Raw genomic sequence first — 20,962 nt, forward strand, 5'->3', positions numbered from 1 at the left:
AGTACTTTTATTATTGAATTGGAAATGGTATTTTCGCAGACATTATTTCATAAAATTCATAACAAAAAATGGCAATTTTAAATAAAATTAGACAAAAAACAGTTGTATTAATATTAGTTATTGCATTAGCTTTATTCGCTTTTATTTTATCAAGCTTATTTGATAATAAAGATGCATTGTTTTCTAAGTCACCAGATGTTGTAGCAACAATTAACGGTCAAGACATTTCAAGAGAAGAGTTTTCTAATCTTGTTGAGTTTCAACAAAGACAAATGGGACCAAACGCAACTACTAGTCAAGTTATGAATAGCGTTTTTGAAACTAAAGTAAGAGAGATTGTTATGAATGATCAAATCGATAAGTTAGGAATGACTGTCGAGTCTGAGCAAATGAGAGATCTTATTAAAACTAACTATGCTACAGATCCTACTTTTGTAAATGAAGCAGGTATTTTTGATGAGTCTAAAGTAAAGTTATTTATAGATAACTTAAAAAACTCTTCAAATGAGGCTTACCAAAACTGGATTAACACAGAGCAAGCTTTAGCAACAAACGCTTTACAAGCTAACTATTTTAACATGGTTAAAGCTGGTACAACTGCAACTTTAGCAGAAGGTCAATTAGAACATAAATTAGAAGGTGATAAAGTTGATATCAAATATGTACAAGTGCCTTACACATCTATTGCAGATAGTACAATTAAAGTAAGTACTTCAGAGATTAAGTCTTACATTAGTGAAAATCCAAAATTATACCAAGCAGAAGCTAGTAGAAGTTTTCAATATGTGTTTTTTAAAGAAGTTGCATCTTTAGAAGATGAGCAAACAATTCAAACAGAATTAAAAACTTTACTTAACGATTCTGAAGTTTATAACGAAGCGACAAAAGCAACAGATAAAAAAGTTGGATTTTTAAAGGCTACAGATATTGAAGCTTTTGTAAATAGTAATTCAGATGATTTTAAATATGTTGATAAATATCAATATAAAACTAGCTTACCAACTGCAATTGCAGATACTATTTTTAAATTAGAAGCAGGTCAAGTGTATGGTCCTTACAAAGAAGGTAACTATTACAAAATGACTAAAGTTTTAGATTATAAAAAATTAGCAGATTCAATCGAGTCTAGCCATATTATAGTTCCTTTTGTTGGAACAACAAGAGCAGGAGCTGATGTAACAAGAACTAAAGAAGAAGCTAAAGCAATTGTAGATAGTATCTTCCCATTAGTAAAAAATAGTACTTCTAAATTTGCTGAAGTTGCTAACGAAATTAACACAGACGGAACTAAAGGTAAAGACGGAAGCATAGGATGGACTAGATTGTCAACTTATAATCCAGCAGCTTTTGATCCTGATTTTGCTAACTTCTTATTCTTTAATGAAAAAGGAAGTATTGATGTTGTGTTAACTAACTTTGGTTACCATATTATTAGAGTAGATGATAAGAAAAATGTAGATACAGCTGTTAAAATAGCAACTGTTGCTAGAAAAGTAGAGCCATCATCAAAAACTGAAGACAAAATATTTACAGATGCTTCAAACTTTGAATTAGCAATTGCTAACGGTAATTTTGCTGAAGCTGCTAAAGCTGCAAACTATGATGTACGTCCAATGACAGCTAATGAGTTAGACGAAAGTATTCCTGGTTTAGGTAATCAACGTCAAATTGTTCGTTGGTCTTTTGAAGATGCTACAAACATAGGTGACTATAAGCGTTTTGATAATGTACCTGGTGGAATTGTTATTGCTCAATTAACAGCAAAACAAGACAAAGGTGTAATGAGTGTTGAAGATGCTTCTGTTACAGCTTTACCAGCAGTTAGAAAAGAGAAAAAAGCTAAATTAATAATGGACAGAGTTAATGCAACGTCATTAGATGCGTTTGCTGCTGCAGAAAACCAAACGGTTAAATCTGCCTCTGCTATTAATATGAAAAACCCAACAATTGCTGGAGCAGGAAAAGAGCCATTAGTAGTTGGAACAGCGTTTGGTTTAAAAGAAGGTGCTACGTCTAAAATAGTTAAAGGAAACACTGGAATATTTATGGTTCAGGTAACTAAAAAGACGCCTGCTACTAAAATTGATAACTACTTACCATTTGCTAAGCAAGTAAGTACTCAAAAGTTAAGTTCGGTACAAAGTAGATTGTACAATGCGCTAAAAGAATCTTCAGAAATTGAAGACTTTAGAGCAAAAACAGTACAATAAACAATATAAGTTTATAACTAAAAAAGCCTTTTCAACTATTGAAAAGGCTTTTTTTTATGTTCAAAAATTAATTGTATCTATAATACCATTTCATTATATTTTAAAATAGTAGTATAGCCTTTAGCTTTAAAATAATCTGTTGGATTAGTTTTACTAGCTGCTAAAATAAAATCTCCACCCCAAGCACCAAGACTTTTTATGCTTCCGTTAAAGTCTTTAAAAAGACTATTTTTAACAGTGTTTTGATTTGTTACTTTAGCTATTACAGCTTCGTGTCTATCAATTAAAGTTGTGAATTCTTTTAATGACATACAGTTTAAAATTGAAGTAGTGATTTGATTAACTTCTTCAATGGTTTTTGTCAAATTAGTTCTATTAGCTTTATAATGTGCAATTCCCTCTCTACTGTTTTGCTTTGTATTTAAGTGAATAAAATAGAGTTGATCAGAGAATGAAGGTCTGAAATTTATTAATTGAGCAGTTGGTTTAGAGTTTTTAATTTGATATGTAATTGCCGAATCGTATTTGGCGCAAGCTATGTCATAGCCACTTCCGCCAAAAGATCGTTCTAATAGATTGTAAGCGTCCACTTTAGCCCATTGTGCAATATTGTTTATTAAAGTAGATGATGTGCCTAATCCCCAGTTTTTTGGAAATTCTAAGCTAGTCGTGATTTTATAACCAGTATTACTATTTAAAAAGTCAGGATTTAACTGTTTAGCAGCATTAAGTATTTGATGTAACCTGATTAAAATGTCATCTTTTGATTGAAGTGGACTGTTAAGTTTTTCTATTAAAAAAGAAGTGTCAAACCAAACCTTGTTATTGTTATCAATGCTAGTCCAAATTATTTCAGGTTCAGTAATCGTTTCAACTGTTAAATATTGTCCAAATATTGTTGGTACAGCTAAAGCTTTTGCTCCATCTAAGACCACATATTCTGCGGTTAATAATAATTTTCCGTGACTATAAAATGTTTGCATTATTGTCTAATGTTTTCTATAGCTTCAACAACAGCACTATGAGTTACAATATTGGTTTTAAAATGCTCAATAATTTGAGTTTTTTCATTTTCTGTAGCATTAAATTGGTTTAAGATGTTCATTAAATGCATTTTCATGTGTCCTTCTTGTATGCCTGTTGTTGTTAAACTACGCAAAGCTGCAAAGTTTTGTGCTAAACCAGCAACAGCTACAATTTGCATTAACTGTTTTGAGTTAGGTTGATCCAATATTTGTAATGCTAATTTAACTAATGGATGTAAACTAGTTAATCCACCAACAGTCCCTAAGGCTAAAGGTATTTCCATCCAAAAGGTGAAAATGCCATTTTCTATTTTAGCATGTGTTAAACTACTGTATTGACCATCTTTTGCAGCATAGGCATGTATGCCAGCTTCTACAGCTCTAAAATCGTTTCCTGTAGCTAATACAACAGCGTCAATTCCGTTCATGATACCTTTATTGTGTGTAACTGCTCTGTAAGGCTCGATTTCGGCTATTTTAACAGCTTGAACAAAGGTTTCAGCAAAGGTGTTTGGATCTATGTCTTTTTCGGCCAAATCTTCCACGTTACAACTTACTTCAGCTCTTACCAAACATTCCGGAACATAATTAGATAAAATACTCATAATTACCGTTACAGGCATTGGCAGCATGGCTTCAGCTTCAGCTTTAAAAGTTTTAGCAAATTGCTCTAAACAGGAGTTAATAAAATTGGCTCCCATTGCATCCAGAGTTTCAAATGTGGCATGCAGTTGGTAGTAATTGTCTAAAGCTTTGGTTTTATTTTTTAATTGAATATCTAAAATCCCACCACCACGTTTTTCCATGTTTTTTGTAATGGGTTTGGCATCTAGAATTAATTTGGATTTTACGTTTTTAAAGAAGTCTTCTAAGTCTGAAAAAGCTCCAGGATAAGTAAAATGAACTTGTCCAATTTTATTTGTTGCAATGACCTTTGTTTTAAATCCACCACGTGTCTGCCAAAATTTAGCAGCTTTACTAGCAGCAGCTACTACTGAGCTTTCTTCAATGGTCATCGGAATAGTATAAATTTTGTCGTTTATAACAAAATTTGGTGCTACACCAAGCGGTAGATAGTAATTAGAGACTGTGTTTTCTATAAACTCGTCATGTAATTGTTGCAGTTTTTGGTCGCTATTCCAGTATTGTGTTAGTATGTCTTTGGCATTTTTTTGATCTGATAAGTGGTTTTTTATTAACCAATCAATTTTTTCGGTTTTAGATAATTTAGAAAATCCAGAAACTAGTACACTCATACATTTTAATTTAAACGACAAAGATACTATATACAGTTTCAATTTTTGCTAAACGTTATAATATTGCGTATTTATGTGTTAATATTTACTGTTTTTTGGCTATTTTTTAGTAAACTTGACATCCTGTTATTAATAAAATAATATTACATGAAGATTTTAAGAATTCTTTCTCTATTATGCTTTTTAGCAACCTCCTTTTTAACTGCTCAAAATAAGCAAATTACACTTGAAGATATATGGTCTGGTACCTTTAGAACTGAAGGTTTAGATGCTTTACACTCAATGAATAATGGTCAGCAATATTCAGTTTTAAATTTTGATAGATCAAAAGGAGCCACTACTATTGATATTTATGATTATAAAACATTACAAAAAGTTAAGACTTTAGTTAGCTCTTCAGATATTGAGGCAATAAGGTATTTTACAGACTATACTTTTAGTGATGACGAAAGTCAAGTGCTTTTGGCAACCGAAGAAGAGTCTATTTTTAGACACTCTTCTTTAGGTAAATATTTTATTTACAATACCAAAACCATGAAAACCACTTTAGTTAGTGAAGACAAGATACAAGAACCAACGTTTTCACCTGACGGAACAAAAATAGCGTATGGTTTAAATAATAACCTTTATGTAAAAGATTTACAAACCGGAAAAGTTACCCAGTTTACATTTGATGGTGTAAAAAACAAAATCATTAACGGTATTACGGATTGGGTTTATGAAGAAGAATTTGCTTTTGTACGTGCTTTTGATTGGAATGCTGATAGTAACAAAATAGCATTTATAAGATTTGACGAAACAGATGTACCAGAATTTTCTATGGATGTTTACGGTAAAGATTTATACCAAACACAAACCGTTTTTAAATATCCTAAAGCAGGTGAGAAAAATGCAAAAGTATCATTGCATTTATACGATTTAGATGCTAATAAATTAACAGAGGTAAAAGTAGATAAATTTTATGAGGACTTTTACATACCACGAATCAAATGGACAAATGATGGTGATGTGTTAAGTGCACAATATATGAATCGTCATCAAAATCAATTGGATTTATGGATGATAAATGTTAAAAAAAATAAAGCTAACTTGGCTATAGCCGAAACCGATAAAGCTTATGTTGATGTTACTGATAATTTAACATTTTTAGAAGACGATAGTTTTATATGGACTAGTGAGAAAGATGGATATAACCATATTTATCATTATGACAGTAAAGGAAAATTAATTAATCAAATTACTAAAGGAAATTGGGAAGTAACTAGTTATTATGGTTACGATGCTAAGTCTGGTAAGATCTTTTATCAATCTGTTGAAAACGGAAGCATAAACAGAGATGTGTATTCTATTAAACTAAATGGAACACAAAAAACTAGATTGACAGAGCAAACAGGTACTAATTATGCAGGTTTTAGTGCAGATTTCACTTATTTTATAAATACCTATTCTAGTGCAACAACTCCTTATTTATATACTTTAAATGATGCTAAAACTGGACAAGTATTAAAATCAATTAAAGACAATGCTAATTTAAAAACGTTAGTTTCAGATTATACACTATCTAAAAAAGAGTTTTCTACAATTAATGTTAACGGAAACGATTTAAATATGTGGATGATTAAACCTGCTAATTTTGATACTACAAAAAAATATCCATTATTTATGTACCAATATTCTGGTCCAGGATCTCAACAAGTCGCTAATAAGTGGAATAGTGCTAATGACTATTGGTACCAAATGTTAGCGCAAAAAGGTTATATTGTAGCTTGTGTTGATGGAAGAGGAACAGGATTTAAAGGTGCTGATTTTAAAAAAGTAACTCAAAACGAATTAGGTAAATTTGAGGTAGAAGACCAAATTGCAGCTGCGAAATTATTAGGAGCAAAATCTTACATCGATTCCAGCCGAATGGGAATTTGGGGATGGTCGTATGGAGGCTTTATGAGTAGTAATGCGTTATTTAAAGGTAATGATGTATTTAAAATGGCTATAGCTGTTGCTCCTGTTACTAGTTGGAGGTTTTACGATTCTATTTATACTGAACGTTACATGACAACTCCACAAGAAAACGCTAGTGGTTATGATGATAATTCACCAATAAATCATGTAGATAAATTAAAAGGAGACTTTTTATTAATACATGGTACAGGAGATGATAATGTACACGTACAAAATACTATGCGCATGGTTGAAGCTTTAGTACAAGCTAATAAGCAATTTGAATGGATGATTTATCCTGATAAAAACCATGGTATTTATGGAGGTAATACAAGATTGCATTTGTATACTAAAATGACAAACTTTATCAATCGCACATTAGGCGATAAACTTTAAACTAAACTAACTAATATTTTTAATATGTCAAGTAAAACTTTAAAACCACATCAAAAAGAACTGTTTGGTCAGCCAATTGGTCTTTATATTTTGTTTTTAACTGAAATGTGGGAACGATTTTCTTATTATGGAATGAGAGCACTTTTAGTACTATATATGACAACAGCCACTATTGGAGATGATAGAGGAGCAGGTTTAGGCTGGACTAGTCAAGAGGCTTTAGCTCTTTATGGATGGTATACAATGTTAGTTTATGTTATGTCTATACCAGGAGGTATGATAGCAGATAAGCTAATAGGTCAGAAAAAAGCTGTTTTGGCAGGTGCTATTGTTTTGTGTTTAGGTCATGCTGTTTTAGTTTTAACTGATATTTGGGCTTTTTATACTGGATTAGGTTTAGTTATTTTAGGAGTTGGTTTATTAAAACCAAATATATCAACAATGGTTGGTGGTTTATATAAAGAAGGAGATATTAGAAGAGATAAAGGGTTTAGTATCTTTTATATTGGTATTAATTTAGGATCATTATTAGCGACTATGATTGTTGGTGGAGTTGTTGCAAAATGGGGATGGCATGCTGGTTTTGGTTTAGCAGGAGTAGTTATGGTTTTTGGTTTAATTAACTATCTATATGGACAAAAATATTTAAAAGAGGTTGGTAATTTTGTGCCAAATGTTGGAGATAAAAATGAAGTTTCTTATGGGCAGCTATACTCTAAGTTGTTTAGCTCTCCTAAACAATTAGTAATAGTGTTATTATTGTTAGTTACATCTGTATATGGATGGTATACTTTGGAATGGGGATTTGGATTGCTATTTATTTTTTTAACTTCAATTACTGCATTGTTAATGATGATATACAAAGAATTAGATAGTCAATTATTTAAAGATCGTTTTTTAGTATTATTATTATCCTTCATAATGGTAATAATATTTTGGGGTGCTTTTGAACAAGCAGGCGGATTAATGAATTTGTATACAGATACAAAAACAGATAGAATGTTATTTGGTTGGGAAATTCCAACGGTAATGTTTCAAAGTTTAAACGCTGGATTTATTATCTTATTTGCAACATTTATAGCGGGAATATGGGCTAAACGAAAACTAAATGGGAAGGAAGCATCATCATTATTTAAGATGGCTTTAGGAATTATAATAATGGGATTTGGATTTTTATTTATGGTTTTTGCAGCTATGGAATTTGAGAATTCTGGAACATCTAGTATGATTTGGTTAGTATTAGCGTATTTATTTCACACTATTGGAGAATTGTGTATCTCTCCAGTTGCATTATCATTTATAACTAAATTAGCACCAGTAAAATATGCCTCCTTAATGATGGGAGTTTATTTTGCAGCTACTGGTTTAGGAAATAAAGTAGCTGGAATAGTAGGAGAATCTGCTAGTGAATATGGAGAGTTGGCAATATTTACAGGTATCGTGATTTTTACTGTAATTATCGGTTTGCTATTTATAGCAATGCTAAAACCACTTAAAAGATTAACACATGGTGCTGAGGAGAGCGAACGCATATTAAAACACGAAGAAGCTGAAGGTTTTGAATTAGCTGAAAACTAAATAAATATACATGCATAAACCTCACAAATTAATATTTGTGAGGTTTTCTTTTTTTAACTAACTATAATAAAATATGAATACAGATATTGAAAATCTATTTAAAGACAAGGTTATAGGTCATCCAGCTGGATTATTTATAATATTTTTTACTGAAATGTGGGAGCGTTTTTCGTTCTACGGAATGCGTATTTTATTAGTCTTATTTTTAACAGCTCCAATAATAAGTGATAATCCAGGCTGGGAATGGCCAAGAGAACACGCTTTATCTTTAATTGGGACCTATGGAGCATTATTATATTTAACACCTATTTTAGGAGGATGGATAGCAGATAAATTTACAGGTTACAAATGGGCAGTTATTATTGGTTGTTTTATTATGATGTTAGGACATTTGTCAATGGTTTTTGAAACTCCAGCATCATTGTACATAGGTTTAGCATTGCTAATTATTGGTACAGGTTTTTTTAAACCTAATATGACATCAATGATTTCTGAAATGTATAAAGGTAAAGAGTCTAAAAAAGATGGAGCATACACCATATATTATATGGGAGTTAATGCAGGAGCTTTTTTTGGAATGATGTTATGTGGTTACCTTGCAGAAAATGAAGGATGGAGTTATGGATTTGGTTTGGCAGGTATATTTATGTTACTAGGCTTAATTCAATTTTGGTTAGCAAAGGACTTTTTTGGTAGTATTGGAGAGAAACCTTCAAAAGTTCATCAAGTAGAATTGCCTCAAAATATTAACGAAGAAAGTGTCGTTTTAGAAATAGAACATGAAGAGGTGGAGAAGCTAAACCCTTTTACTACGTTAGATAAAATATTAATTGTTTTATCTTCTGTAGGAGGGTTATTGTATTTGATTAATGATCCATTAGCAAAAATTTCAGGGATCAATTTTGTGCCTTTTAATGTAGGTTCATTAAGTGGTTCCAATGTTATTATTTTAGCCTCATTAGCAATGTTCTTGTTTTTAATTATAACAAGAATATCTAGATATACCAGAATTGTTAGGGATCGTATTATTGCTGTTTCTATTTTTGGTGTTTTTACAGTGTTTTTCTTTGCTGCATTTGAACAGTCTTTAGGGTCTATGACAATTTTTGCGAGAGATTATACATCTAGAGCACTTTCTGGTAGTTCTGCTATGGTTTTTAAAATCGTAGATTTAATATTAACTGTTGGACCTTTGGCAATTATAACTTGGGTTTTATATTTATTATTCCAGAAAACTTATAAAAAAATTGCACTTTCTAATATCGTGTTAGCATTATCATTTGTGCTTTTATGGGCAATAGTTATTTATAAAATTAATAATGAATTTAGTAAAGAAGGTACAGAAGTTCCTGCGACTTGGTTTGGAATTCTAAATTCATTTTTTATAATTACATTAGCTCCATTTTTCTCCAAATGGTGGGAAAGTAAATACAACCCTAGTGCTGCAATGAAATTTGGAATTGGATTGGTTCTATTAGGATTAGGTTTTGGTGTTCTTGTTTTTGGTACTTTAGGTATTGATCAAGGCGCTAAAACAGCATCTGTAAGCATGATATTTTTAATTTTAGCTTATTTATTACATACAATGGGTGAATTATGTATTTCTCCAATAGGTTTGTCTTATTTAAGTAAATTAGTTCCAGGACGTATGATTGGATTTATGTTTGGTATTTGGTATTTAGCAATAGCTATAGGTCAAAAGGCAGCAGGAACAATGGGAGGAATGATAGATAAAATAACTGAAGAGTATTCTTTAAGTACATTTTTCTTAATTTTTACTTTAGTCCCAATAGCTGTTGGTTTAGTGTCTGCAGTTTTAAATCCTTTATTAAAAAAATTAATGCATGGTGTTAGATAATTTAACATCATAACTTATAAATTAAAAACGCCTCTTAATTGAGGCGTTTCTTTTTTTTGTAAATTTGGAATACTATTTGCGACTACAAAACAAAACAGTCTTACAATGAAAAACTTACTTTTAGCACTTGCTTTATTATTTACAGTCAATACGATTGCTCAAGATAAAATTAACTGGTTAACTTTAGAAGAAGCTGTAGAGCTTCAAAAAAAAGAACCAAAAAAAATAATGATGGATGCTTACACTTCATGGTGTGGTCCTTGTAAGTTGTTGGACGCACGTACTTTTTCTAATAAAGATGTTATAGCTTATGTAAATAAAAACTTTTATGCTGTAAAGTTTAATGCAGAAGGTAATGAGACTATAGAATTTAAAGGTAAGACTTACACTAATCCAAATTATGATCCTGCTAAGGCTACAAGACGTAATTCTGCACATCAATTATCAAGAGGTTTGGGTGTTAGAGCTTATCCTACATTATTGTTTTTTGATGAAGACGCACAATTGATTGCGCCAATTACTGGATATAAAACACCACAACAACTTGAAATGTATTTAAAAATGTTTGAATCTAATAAACATTTAGAGATGAAAACTCAAACAGATTTTGATAAGTATTATAAAGAGTTTAAAGCCGAGTTTAAGGACAACGCTTAATACTTTTTTACTTTATAATATAAGCTCCCGTTTTGCCAGTATGGTAAAATGGGAGTTTTTGTTTCTTACAAGTATTACTCCATTGTTTGACATACGATTTGTAATTATTTCCATCAGCAATAATAACTTTTGGTTTTAAACTGTCAATCAAACGGTCTAAGTTTACTTTAGGTGATTGTGTCAATAATACAAAATCAACTTTTAACTCTTTTAAATTATATACACCCAAACTATCAACTATTAATAGGTGCTTGTTTTTCAATTTATATATAGCTTGTAAAGGTTGTGATGGTATGGTTTTAATATTGTTTTTAACAGCATAGCTCTTAATTATACTATTGTTTTCGGCTGACTTTAAATTAGAAAACACAGCTAATGTATTATTGTGTTTTTGTCCCAATAGTGTATTTCTTCCTTTATGAAACACGATAAGTGTATCACCTTTTGTACTATAAAAATTATAAGAATAAGTCACTTGCAACATTATAACAGATAATAATGTTAACGCTACCCATCTATGATTTTTTAACTGAAACATTTTATAAGCACAGAGTATTATAAGGTAGCTTACTATAACTTGAGTAATAGTAAATGGTATATCAGTTATTAAAAAGTTTTCTTGGTTAGATATCCACCCAAAAAAATGATTCATCCAATCAATAACCAATCCAAAACTATCAGAAACAATAGTTTTAGGCATACCAAAAAGTGACAATACAATAATTAAAATTCCAAAACCTAAAATAATACCTAAAAACGGAATAACTACCAAGTTTGATAACCAGAACAAACTAGGAAATTGATGAAAGTAATATAAGCTTATAGGTATTATTCCAAATTGTGCAGCTACTGTGACTGTAAGTGTTTGCCATAATTTTTTGCTTAACAAATATTTTGGTGACCAAAGGCGTTCTAAAATTGGTTGAAAACTAACAATAGCTATAACAGCAGCATAACTTAACTGAAATCCAACATCAAATAAAAAGTTTGGCTTGACTAATAATAGAATAAATACTGAAATTGCTAAGGTATTATAAATGTTTGTTGGACGCTTTAAATTCATGCCTATAGCAACGATACTAAACATAGTTGTTGCTCTAATTATAGAGGCAGACCCTCCAGCAATTAATGCGTAAATCCAAAGTAAAATTAATATAATACTTGTTTTTATAAGTAGTCCTTTTTTTAGACGTTCTAAGGGTTTGAAAATAAAATTCAGAATTAGTAGTATGATTCCAACATGCAATCCTGATACAGCTAATATATGTATGGCTCCTGCATTTGTATAATTGTCATAAACCAATTTAGTTATATGTTGTCTTTGACCTAATAATAAAGCATTAATAATGGAGAGTTGATCTTCAGTATAATTATATGGCTTTAATTTAGAATTTATAAGATTTCTAAATTTAGCTGCAAATCCAAATATAGTTCTAGTCTGATGATCTAATTGTAATAAGGTTTTATGAGTTTCATACAACTGAAAATATACCTGCTGTTTTGATAAATAGTTTTTATAACTAAATTGATCAGGATTTAAAGGTATTTGTAAAGCATTAAGTTTAGCTTTTGAAAAATATACAGCGTCAATAGGTAAAATTGTATTTAGACTGTCTTTTTTAATGTTTAATAAGGCTTTACCTGTGACAACGGTATTTTCAATTTGTAAAATATCTACATAATAACGTTGGCTAAAAGCATTAGGTTTTAAAAGTTCTCTAATTCTAAAAGTAATGTTTTGTTCAGAAGTAGTTTCACTTAAAACAGAAGAAAAATGAGAATGTTTACGTAAGTCTTCATTTACATTAGTAACAAAAATACCAATAGCAATAAAGCTTAATAAAGTTGAAATTCCGAAAACAGTTACAAGGCTAGTATTCTTTTTACAAAGAAAATAAAGTAGAACAGTAATGCTGGTTAATACAACCGAAGCAATAAGGCTAATGAATATACCTAAGTCTAAATATTTGGAAATAATAATACCAATAATTAAACAAAGAGCAAGCTTAATAATTGAAAAACGAAATATTTTCATCCTTCAATATAATAATTATTCTTACAAAATACGACGCGCTTGTACAAAAGCAAAGTACCAGTAACGCTCTGATAGTAAGCTGGTCATTACTCCTTTGCTTGTACTTGCATGTATAAACTCTACACGACCTGCTCTAGATGAGGTAACCATTCCAACATGATTTATGGTTCTGCTATTACGTCTAGTAGCAAAAAAAAGTAAATCACCTTCCTGTACTTGCTTGACATCAACCCAATCTCCATAAGTTGATAATGCACTAGAAGTTCTAGGTATAGCTATGTTTTCAGATCCAAAAGAAGTATATAATAGCCCAGAACAATCCATTCCTTTTTTTGTAGTACCACCATATTTGTATTTTACACCTTCAAAACTTTCGGCTTTACTTATAATATTGGCTATGGTTCTGTTGCTTACAGGAATAGTCTCAATAGTAGAATTGTTTTTGGTAGCCGTTTTGGTTTGACTGTTTCTATTAGAGGGTCTTTTTCTGTTTTTACTAACAGTTTGACTTTCAGATTTGGTGGTCACTACGCGTTTGCTTTTAGAGCTTCCGCAAGACAAAACAGAGCTAATAAGTAGGAGAATAGCGATTTTTTTCATTTAAATATCAATCGTTTAATGCATCATAAATTAATTTAGCAGTATTTTGACTTGCGCCTTTACCACCCAATTTTTTTTCAAGTTCATAATAATCCATAAAAAATTTAGTGCGCTCGTATTCATCAAGAATCCTGTCTAATTCAGATTTTAGTTTTTTAGTATTAAAATCATTCTGAATTAATTCTGTTACAGCTTCTTTATCTAATATAAGATTAACAAGGCTAATATATTCTAGGTTTACAACACGTTTTCCAATTTGGTAAGACACCCAACTCCCTTTATAACAAACTACTTGTGGGACTTTAAAAAGTCCGGTTTCTAAAGTTGCAGTTCCAGAAGTAACAAGTGCAGCAGTTGATAAACTTAGTAAATCGTAAGTTTTATTACTTATAAAGCTGACGTTACTTTGTTTTATAAATGTTTTGTAAAAGCTATAATCTTGACTTGGAGCACCAGCAATTACAAATTGGTAATCTGGATAATCATCCACAACGCTAAGCATTACAGATAACATTTTTGTAATTTCTTGTTTTCTGCTTCCAGGAAGTAATGCAATAATAGGTTTGTCGCTTAAATCATTATCTTTTCTAAATTTATAATCATCAACTTGTGTTATGTCAGAAATAGCATCTATTAAAGGATGTCCAACAAAATGAACTGGATAATTATGCTTTTTTTCGTAAAAATCTTTTTCAAAAGGAAGGATAACATACATTTGGTCTACATCATTTTTGATAGCTTTAATACGTCCTTCTTTCCAAGCCCAAATTTGAGGCGATATGTAATAGTGTGTTTTAAATTGTTTTTGTTTTGCCCATTTTGCAATCCGTAAATTAAAACCTGGATAGTCAATAAAAATAATGACATCAGGATTATATTTTTCAATATCTGTTTTACAAAACGATAGGTTTTTAGTAATGGTACGCAAATTCATTATAACTTCAGAAAACCCCATAAAAGCTAATGCTTTATAGTGTTTTACCAATGTTCCGCCAACGTCTTGCATTAGGTCTCCTCCCCAAAATCTAAAGTCTGCATTAACGTCCTGTTTTTGCAAAGCTTTCATTAGGTTAGAGCCATGTAAATCTCCTGATGCTTCTCCAGAAATGATATAATATTTCAAATTATAATCTATTTATTATAAGGATTAAACCAATAATTAATGTTGCTATTAATACACCTTTGGCTTTATTGTCTTGTTTTTTGTTTAAAAATAAAAAGAATGGCACTAAGTTAAGCAATGCACCTAAACTTACCAATTTGTCAAGAAATTTAAATTGCAAGGCTTGTCTAATAGTGTCTTCAATACCATATTTAGAAAAAAATAAAATGTATAAAATGAAACCAATACAAGTAGAAATTATACCAAGTATAAAACCAATAATAATATCTTTTTTAGTCTTCAAATTGCCAGCTATTTAATTTTTGAATGTAATGATGAGCTGTTAAATCAAACTGAACAGGTACAACAGAAACATAACCTTCTGATAAGGCGTGTTCATCAGTATCATTGCCTTTATCGTAATTAACAAATTCACCAGTTAGCCAATAATAATCTTTACCTTGTGGTGTTTGTCGTTTATCAAATTTTTCTTTCCAATTAGCTCTAGCTTGTCGGCAAACCTTTATGCCTTTAATTTTAGTATTTTCAGACGATGGTATATTAACATTTAAAACAACCCCTTCTGCAATACCGTTATTAAGTGCATTTTTAGCAATTTGTTTAATGTATTTTTTTGCGGTTTCAAAATCGGCATCCCAACTGTAGTCCAATAATGAAAATCCTATAGCAGGAATACCTTCAACACCAGCTTCAACAGCAGCACTCATCGTTCCTGAATATATCACGTTAATCGAGCTGTTAGAACCATGGTTTACGCCAGATACACAAAGGTCGGGACGTCTGTCCAAAACCTCATTAATAGCGATTTTTACACAATCTGCAGGTGTGCCAGAACAGCTATATTGTAAAGTTTTATCACCTTTTTTTGAGACTTTATCAAGATGTAATACATTATTAATTGTAATGGCATGACCCATTCCACTTTGAGGGCTATCAGGTGCAACAACAACAACATCTCCAAGCGATTCCATAACTTCAATTAAAGTCAAAATTCCTGGAGCAGTAATTCCATCGTCATTAGTGACTAAAATCAACGGTTTTTTGCTCATAACTAAATAGTTTTTTTACTTAGCTAAAATACATAAAATCTAGCGTTACAGCCCAAAATATTCAGTTTAACAAAAAATTAGGCGGATAAGGTTTTATTGGCATGGTTTTTTCATTACTTTAGTAGAAATTTCTTATAAATTTAATATAATCAGAATGAAAAGGAAATATAACATAATGTTGCTTGTTTTGCTATTGGCTTTTGGGTCATGTAGTTTTACGGCTAAGGTAGATGATAATCCAGATAAAGATAAATTACTAATCCAAATCATTACGCTAGCTTTAGATCAGCTACACTTTGAGCCTAAAGAACTTGATGATGATTTTTCAACTGAAATTTTTTCAGATTATATAGAATTAGTAGATCCACTTAAAAGATACTTTTTACAATCTGACATAGAGGAGTTTAAAAAGTATAAAAATTTAATTGATGATCAGTTAAAAGCTTACGACATAACATTTTTTAGTGTTGTGCATGAGCGTTTAATTAGTCGTCAAAAAGAAGCTAAAACATATTATAAGTCTATTTTGTCTAAACCGTTTAATTTTAATTTAGACGAAGATTATAATGCAGATTATGAAGCTTTAGAATTTGTAAAAACTAAAAAAGGGTTAAAAGAGCGCTGGAGACAACAGTTGAAATTTAATACATTATCTAGTTATGACTTATTAATAGAAGGTCAAAATGAAGAATTAAACACAGATGAAGACGAAGAATCAGTAGTTGAAGAAACTCCTAAAGTGAAAAAGAGTTTGACACAACTTGAAGCAGATGCAAGAGCAGAAACTTTAAAAACTTTAGATAACTATTTTACAGATTATGTAGAGGATATGGATCGTGAAGATTGGTTCTCAATGTATGTTAACACTATAGTTGAAGAGTTTGATCCTCATACATCTTACATGGCTCCAACAGATAAAGATAGATTTGACCAACAAATGTCTGGAAAATTAGAAGGTATAGGAGCGCGTTTGCAGAAAAAAATGGATTACATCAAAATAGTCGAATTAATTTCAGGTGGACCAGCTTGGAGAGATGGTAAGATAGAAGTTGGCGATGCCATTGTTAAAGTGCGTCAAGAAAAAGAAAAAGAAGCAATAAGTGTTGTTGGTATGCGTATAGATGATGCCATAAAGCTTATAAAAGGACCTAAAGGGACTAAAGTTATTTTGACAATGAAAAAAGTAGATGGTACAATGGAGGACATTGCTATTACTAGAGATATTGTTGAGCTTGAAGAAACTTATGCAAAATCTTCAATTGTTAAAAAAGACAATAGAAATTACGGAGTTATTAATCTACCTAAATTTTATATAGATTTTGATGACTATAAAAACAGAAACGCTGCAACAGATATTAAACAAGAAATAGAACGTTTAAAAGAAGAAGGCGTTGAAGGTTTAGTCTTAGATTTACGAAGCAATGGTGGAGGATCTTTAAGAACTGTTGTTGATATGGCTGGTTTATTTATTAAAGATGGACCAATTGTACAAGTTAGATCTACGGATGCTCCTAAAGAAGTTTTAAGTGACGAGGATAAATCAATTGTTTGGGATGGTCCTTTAGTAATAATGGTAAATGAGTTGTCTGCTTCTGCTTCAGAAATTTTAGCAGCAGCTATGCAAGATTATAAAAGAGCAATTATTATAGGAAGCAAACAAACTTACGGAAAAGGTACTGTACAAAATGTTTTAGATTTAAATAGAATGGTACGTAATAGTTCTCACGGAGATTTAGGTGCTCTAAAACTAACGCGTCAAAAATTTTACCGTATTAATGGAGGTTCTACTCAATTAGAGGGTGTTAAAAGTGATGTTGTAGTTCCGGATAGATATAGTTTTATTGATATTGGTGAGCGCGATCAAGAAAATCCGTTAGCTTGGGACAAAATTACACCAGTAGATTTTGAAATTTGGAACAGTTATTTTGACTATGATGCAACAATTGCTAAAAGTAAGCAACGTATGGAAAATAACGAGCAACTTAGGTTAATTGAAAATAGTGCAAGATGGGCAAAATCAAAAATGGATAACAACCATTATTCTCTTAATTACGAAAAATATAAAGCAGAATTGGAGTTAAATGAAAAAGAGTCAAAACAGTTTGATGCAATTTCAGATTATAAAACTAATCTTACTTTTGAGTCATTGCCTTATGAGCAAAAGTTATTTGAACAAGACACAATACTTCGTGATAAACGTAATAGATGGCATGAAAATTTAAGTAAAGATGTTTACGTTGAAGAAGCAATTAATGTGTTAAACGACTTAAAAATGACTTACGAAATCAAAAAAGTAGCAACAATAAAAAACTAAATTATATTAATTCTTATATAAAAAGAATTAGAAATAGTAATGATGACTACTAAAGCTAAATCATTAACTCAAATAGCGCTTCAAAAGTTTAAAAAAAACTTTTGGGGCGTTTTTAGTTTGTCATTTATTGTTGTAATCGGATTAATATCAATTTTTGCTTATTTGATTGCTCCAGACGCTTCTCAAAATGCAAACCAAATGCATGTTTCTATTCATTCTAAATCACCTGGGTTTACAGTAGATATGTTAACTATTCCTTCTAAAATTGAAAACAATCAATCTTTTTTAGATAAAGTTTTTTTTGGAACAAAAAATACGAGTACAGAAATTCCTATTACAAATTATAGTTTTGATCAAAATCAATTAACGTATACCGAGTATGCTTCAGATGGTTTAAAAGGGGTAACCAAAACTATAGCAGCAGATTTTATAATGCAAAACTCAGCGCATCAATATATAAAGCCTGTGACCTTTTATTTAGGGACAGATAAATATGGTCGTGATTTGTTAAGTAGATTGTTGGTGGGAGCAAGAATTTCTTTTTTTATAGGTTTTGTAGCTGTGTTCATCTCATTAGTTATTGGTGTTTTTATGGGTAGTGTAGCGGGTTATTATGGTGGAAAAGTAGATGCTTTTATAATGTGGATTATAAACGTTACTTGGTCAATTCCAACATTACTTTTGATTATTGCTATTACTTTGGCTTTAGGTAAAGGGTTTTGGCAAGTTTTTATAGCTGTTGGTTTAACAATGTGGGTTGAAGTTGCTAGAGTTGTTAGAGGTCAAATTATAAGTGCAAAGCAAATGCAGTATGTAACAGCAGCTAGAGCTTTAGGATTTAATGATTTTAGAATTATAACAAAGCATATTTTACCAAACATAATGGCTCCAGTAATTGTTATTTGTGCTGCTAATTTTGCAGCAGCAATTTTAATAGAGTCTGGTTTAAGTTTTTTGGGGATTGGTGCACAACCACCTATGGCAAGTTGGGGAGCAATGATTAAGGATCATTATAATTATATTATCTTAGGTAAACCTTATTTAGCAATACTACCAGGTTTGTGTATTATGTTATTGGTAATGGCTTTTATGTTGATAGGTAACGCACTGCGTGATGCATTAGATGTTAAGCAATAGTATTTACTTGTTGTAGTATTTCCGTTTTATAGTAATTAGCTCTTTTGCTATTTTGTTTAGATTGTCGTTAACGCTTTGATTCTTTTATAAGTAGTAGGTGTTTCTTTTGATTAATGAATATATCACCAAAGCTAGCAAGTCAATAAAGCACAGTATGTAATTCTATTATTGTCTTTTGCTTATTTTGTGTTTAAGCAGAAAGAAACATAATATTTACAATTAGGTTAGTATGCTTAAGTGTAGTTTTATAATAATTAAGATCGATGAAAATTTACTCAATAACAATAGAGTTGTTTAGGCTATCAATGTAGTTTAAAACTTCATCTTTACCAATATCTTTACTTGAAGAAGTGATAAAATAATTGGGCATTTCTTCCCAGGTTTCTAATAATATTTTTTTGTATTCTTCAACATGGTTTTCAATTGCTTTTGGTCTAAGTTTGTCTGCTTTTGTAAATATAATTGAAAACGGAATACCACTTTCGCCTAAATATTGCATAAATTCTTGGTCAATAGGCTGTGGTTTATGTCTGATGTCAACTAAAACAAAAGCTGTAACTAATTGTTCGCGTTGCTCAAAATACTGAGTGATAAATTTTTGGAATACCTTTTTAGTGCTTTTAGATACACGTGCATAACCATAACCTGGTAAGTCTACCAAAAACCAATTTTGATTAATTATAAAGTGATTAATTAATTGAGTTTTTCCTGGTCTACCTGATGTCTTGGCTAAGCTTTTTCGGCTAGTAAGCATGTTAATCAGTGAGGACTTTCCGACGTTACTTCTGCCTATAAAGGCGTATTCTGGTAGTCTTTCTTTTGGGCATTTTGATGCGTCAGAATTACTAGTAACAAATTCGGCAGATTTAATGTGCATTACAATACTGTGTTTAATTTCTGTGGTAAACAGAAATGTCTTTTATAAAGTTATTACTTAATAGTTTTACACTATTAGATTTGTCGTGACTTTAACCAGTCAAATAAAATTTGATTGAATGTATCAGGATGCTCCATCATTGCAGCATGACCACACTTGTCAATCCAAAATAAATCAGAATTTGGTAAAAGCGTATTAAACTCGGTTGCAACTTCAGGAGGTGTAACGCCATCGTTTTTACCCCAAATAATACAAGTTGGTACATTCATGTTGGGTAGGTCTTTAGCCATATTGTGTCTAATAGCACTTTTTGCGATAGCTAAGGTTTTAATTAATTTATTGCGGTCGTTTACGGTTTCATAAACTTCATCAACAATTTCTTTAGTAGCAACTTCAGGATCATAAAACACTTCTTGTGCTTTTTTCTTAATCACCTCGTAATCACTTCGTTTTGTGTAGCCTCCACCCATTGCACTTTCGTATAACCCAGAGCTTCCTGTTATAACTAATGCTTTAACTTTTTCTGGATGAAGTTTCGTGTGGTAAAGTCCAATGTGTCCACCTAATGAGTTTCCTAGTAAAACAACATTGTCTAGTTTTTTGAATTCAATAAAATCAAAAAGATATTTTGCAAAGGCTTTTACATTAGTTTTTATTAAGGGCATAGTGTATACTGGAAGTTCCGGAATAATAACTTTATAACCCTTGTTGCTAAAAAAAGTTGTTACTGCGTCAAAATTACTTAAGCCTCCCATTAAACCATGAAGCACTATAATTGGCTGTCCTTCACCAACTTCTATGTAGTTAAATTTTCCTTCTTTTTTTAGTGTACGACTCATTAATGATTACTAGTTTGCATCAAAAGCAAATATAAGTATTTCATTTAAAAAATAGACATTTTAACAATTA

16 protein-coding genes are annotated in these 20,962 nt (G+C 30.9%); 7 read left to right on the top strand and 9 right to left on the bottom strand.

Translation table 11 applies throughout. The annotated features are described in order from the left end of the window. Positions 1 to 68: 68 nt before the first annotated feature. Positions 69 to 2,210, top strand: coding sequence for a SurA N-terminal domain-containing protein (locus tag JAO71_RS04580; protein WP_054851999.1), 2,142 nt, complete (start codon positions 69 to 71; stop codon positions 2,208 to 2,210). A 77-nt stretch (positions 2,211 to 2,287) separates the two neighbouring features. On the opposite strand, the gene JAO71_RS04585 is transcribed toward JAO71_RS04580, so the two are convergent. Both JAO71_RS04585 and JAO71_RS04590 read right to left on the bottom strand, forming a co-directional pair. Beyond that, positions 2,288 to 3,193, bottom strand: a complete 906-nt coding sequence (locus JAO71_RS04585) for a GYDIA family GHMP kinase (RefSeq protein ID WP_202999219.1) — start codon at positions 3,191 to 3,193, stop codon at positions 2,288 to 2,290. After that, positions 3,193 to 4,491 carry a hydroxymethylglutaryl-CoA reductase, degradative gene (locus JAO71_RS04590; protein ID WP_202999221.1) on the bottom strand — a complete coding sequence of 433 codons (1,299 nt, stop codon included), beginning with the start codon at positions 4,489 to 4,491 and terminating at the stop codon, positions 3,193 to 3,195. The genes JAO71_RS04585 and JAO71_RS04590 overlap by 1 nt, the downstream gene beginning before the upstream one ends. A gap of 147 nt (positions 4,492 to 4,638) precedes the next feature. Between JAO71_RS04590 and JAO71_RS04595 the strand changes: the two genes are divergently transcribed. From JAO71_RS04595 to JAO71_RS04610, 4 genes are all read left to right on the top strand, one after another. Continuing rightward, positions 4,639 to 6,825, top strand: coding sequence for a S9 family peptidase (locus JAO71_RS04595; RefSeq protein ID WP_202999223.1), 2,187 nt, complete (start codon positions 4,639 to 4,641; stop codon positions 6,823 to 6,825). Positions 6,826 to 6,849: 24 nt separating this feature from the next. Further along, a complete protein-coding gene (locus tag JAO71_RS04600; protein WP_202999231.1) occupies positions 6,850 to 8,403 on the top strand; it encodes a peptide MFS transporter in 1,554 nt (517 codons plus the stop codon). A gap of 73 nt (positions 8,404 to 8,476) precedes the next feature. Beyond that, positions 8,477 to 10,261, top strand: a complete 1,785-nt coding sequence (locus JAO71_RS04605; protein WP_054851994.1) for a peptide MFS transporter — start codon at positions 8,477 to 8,479, stop codon at positions 10,259 to 10,261. Positions 10,262 to 10,366: 105 nt separating this feature from the next. After that, positions 10,367 to 10,918: a thioredoxin family protein gene (locus JAO71_RS04610; protein ID WP_116824051.1), complete on the top strand. Its 552-nt coding sequence runs from the start codon at positions 10,367 to 10,369 to the stop codon at positions 10,916 to 10,918. A 7-nt stretch (positions 10,919 to 10,925) separates the two neighbouring features. Here JAO71_RS04610 and JAO71_RS04615 read toward each other — a convergent pair whose 3' ends face one another. From JAO71_RS04615 to surE, 5 genes are read right to left on the bottom strand one after another with little or no spacing between them, the layout of a single operon-like run. Continuing rightward, positions 10,926 to 12,953: a ComEC/Rec2 family competence protein gene (locus tag JAO71_RS04615; RefSeq protein WP_202999233.1), complete on the bottom strand. Its 2,028-nt coding sequence runs from the start codon at positions 12,951 to 12,953 to the stop codon at positions 10,926 to 10,928. Between the two features lie 21 nt (positions 12,954 to 12,974). After that, complete coding sequence (locus tag JAO71_RS04620) at positions 12,975 to 13,553, bottom strand: C40 family peptidase (protein ID WP_028289104.1); 579 nt, start codon at positions 13,551 to 13,553, stop codon at positions 12,975 to 12,977. Between the two features lie 7 nt (positions 13,554 to 13,560). Beyond that, complete coding sequence (lpxB, locus tag JAO71_RS04625) at positions 13,561 to 14,676, bottom strand: lipid-A-disaccharide synthase (protein ID WP_116824053.1); 1,116 nt, start codon at positions 14,674 to 14,676, stop codon at positions 13,561 to 13,563. A gap of 1 nt (position 14,677) precedes the next feature. Further along, the gene (locus JAO71_RS04630) at positions 14,678 to 14,959 is read right to left on the bottom strand and encodes a hypothetical protein (protein ID WP_116824054.1); all 282 of its coding nucleotides are present in this window, start codon (positions 14,957 to 14,959) and stop codon (positions 14,678 to 14,680) included. Continuing rightward, entirely contained in the window at positions 14,949 to 15,725 is a 777-nt protein-coding gene (gene surE / locus JAO71_RS04635; RefSeq protein WP_116824055.1) for a 5'/3'-nucleotidase SurE, read from the bottom strand. Before surE ends, JAO71_RS04630 begins: the two co-directional genes overlap by 11 nt. Before the next feature lie 154 nt (positions 15,726 to 15,879). Between surE and JAO71_RS04640 the strand changes: the two genes are divergently transcribed. Next, the gene (locus tag JAO71_RS04640) at positions 15,880 to 18,039 is read left to right on the top strand and encodes a carboxy terminal-processing peptidase (RefSeq protein ID WP_116824056.1); all 2,160 of its coding nucleotides are present in this window, start codon (positions 15,880 to 15,882) and stop codon (positions 18,037 to 18,039) included. A 42-nt stretch (positions 18,040 to 18,081) separates the two neighbouring features. Beyond that, complete coding sequence (locus tag JAO71_RS04645; protein ID WP_116824057.1) at positions 18,082 to 19,176, top strand: ABC transporter permease; 1,095 nt, start codon at positions 18,082 to 18,084, stop codon at positions 19,174 to 19,176. Positions 19,177 to 19,447: 271 nt separating this feature from the next. Here the strand turns inward: JAO71_RS04645 and yihA are convergent, their stop codons facing one another. Beyond that, positions 19,448 to 20,053, bottom strand: a complete 606-nt coding sequence (gene yihA / locus JAO71_RS04650) for a ribosome biogenesis GTP-binding protein YihA/YsxC (RefSeq protein ID WP_028289098.1) — start codon at positions 20,051 to 20,053, stop codon at positions 19,448 to 19,450. 74 nt (positions 20,054 to 20,127) lie between these two features. Next, complete coding sequence (locus tag JAO71_RS04655) at positions 20,128 to 20,892, bottom strand: alpha/beta fold hydrolase (RefSeq protein ID WP_202999235.1); 765 nt, start codon at positions 20,890 to 20,892, stop codon at positions 20,128 to 20,130. Between the last annotated feature and the right edge of the window lie 70 nt (positions 20,893 to 20,962).

It is taken from the genome of Olleya sediminilitoris (assembly GCF_016785945.1).
In the GTDB taxonomy this organism is placed as follows: Bacteria; Bacteroidota; Bacteroidia; order Flavobacteriales; family Flavobacteriaceae; genus Olleya; species Olleya sediminilitoris.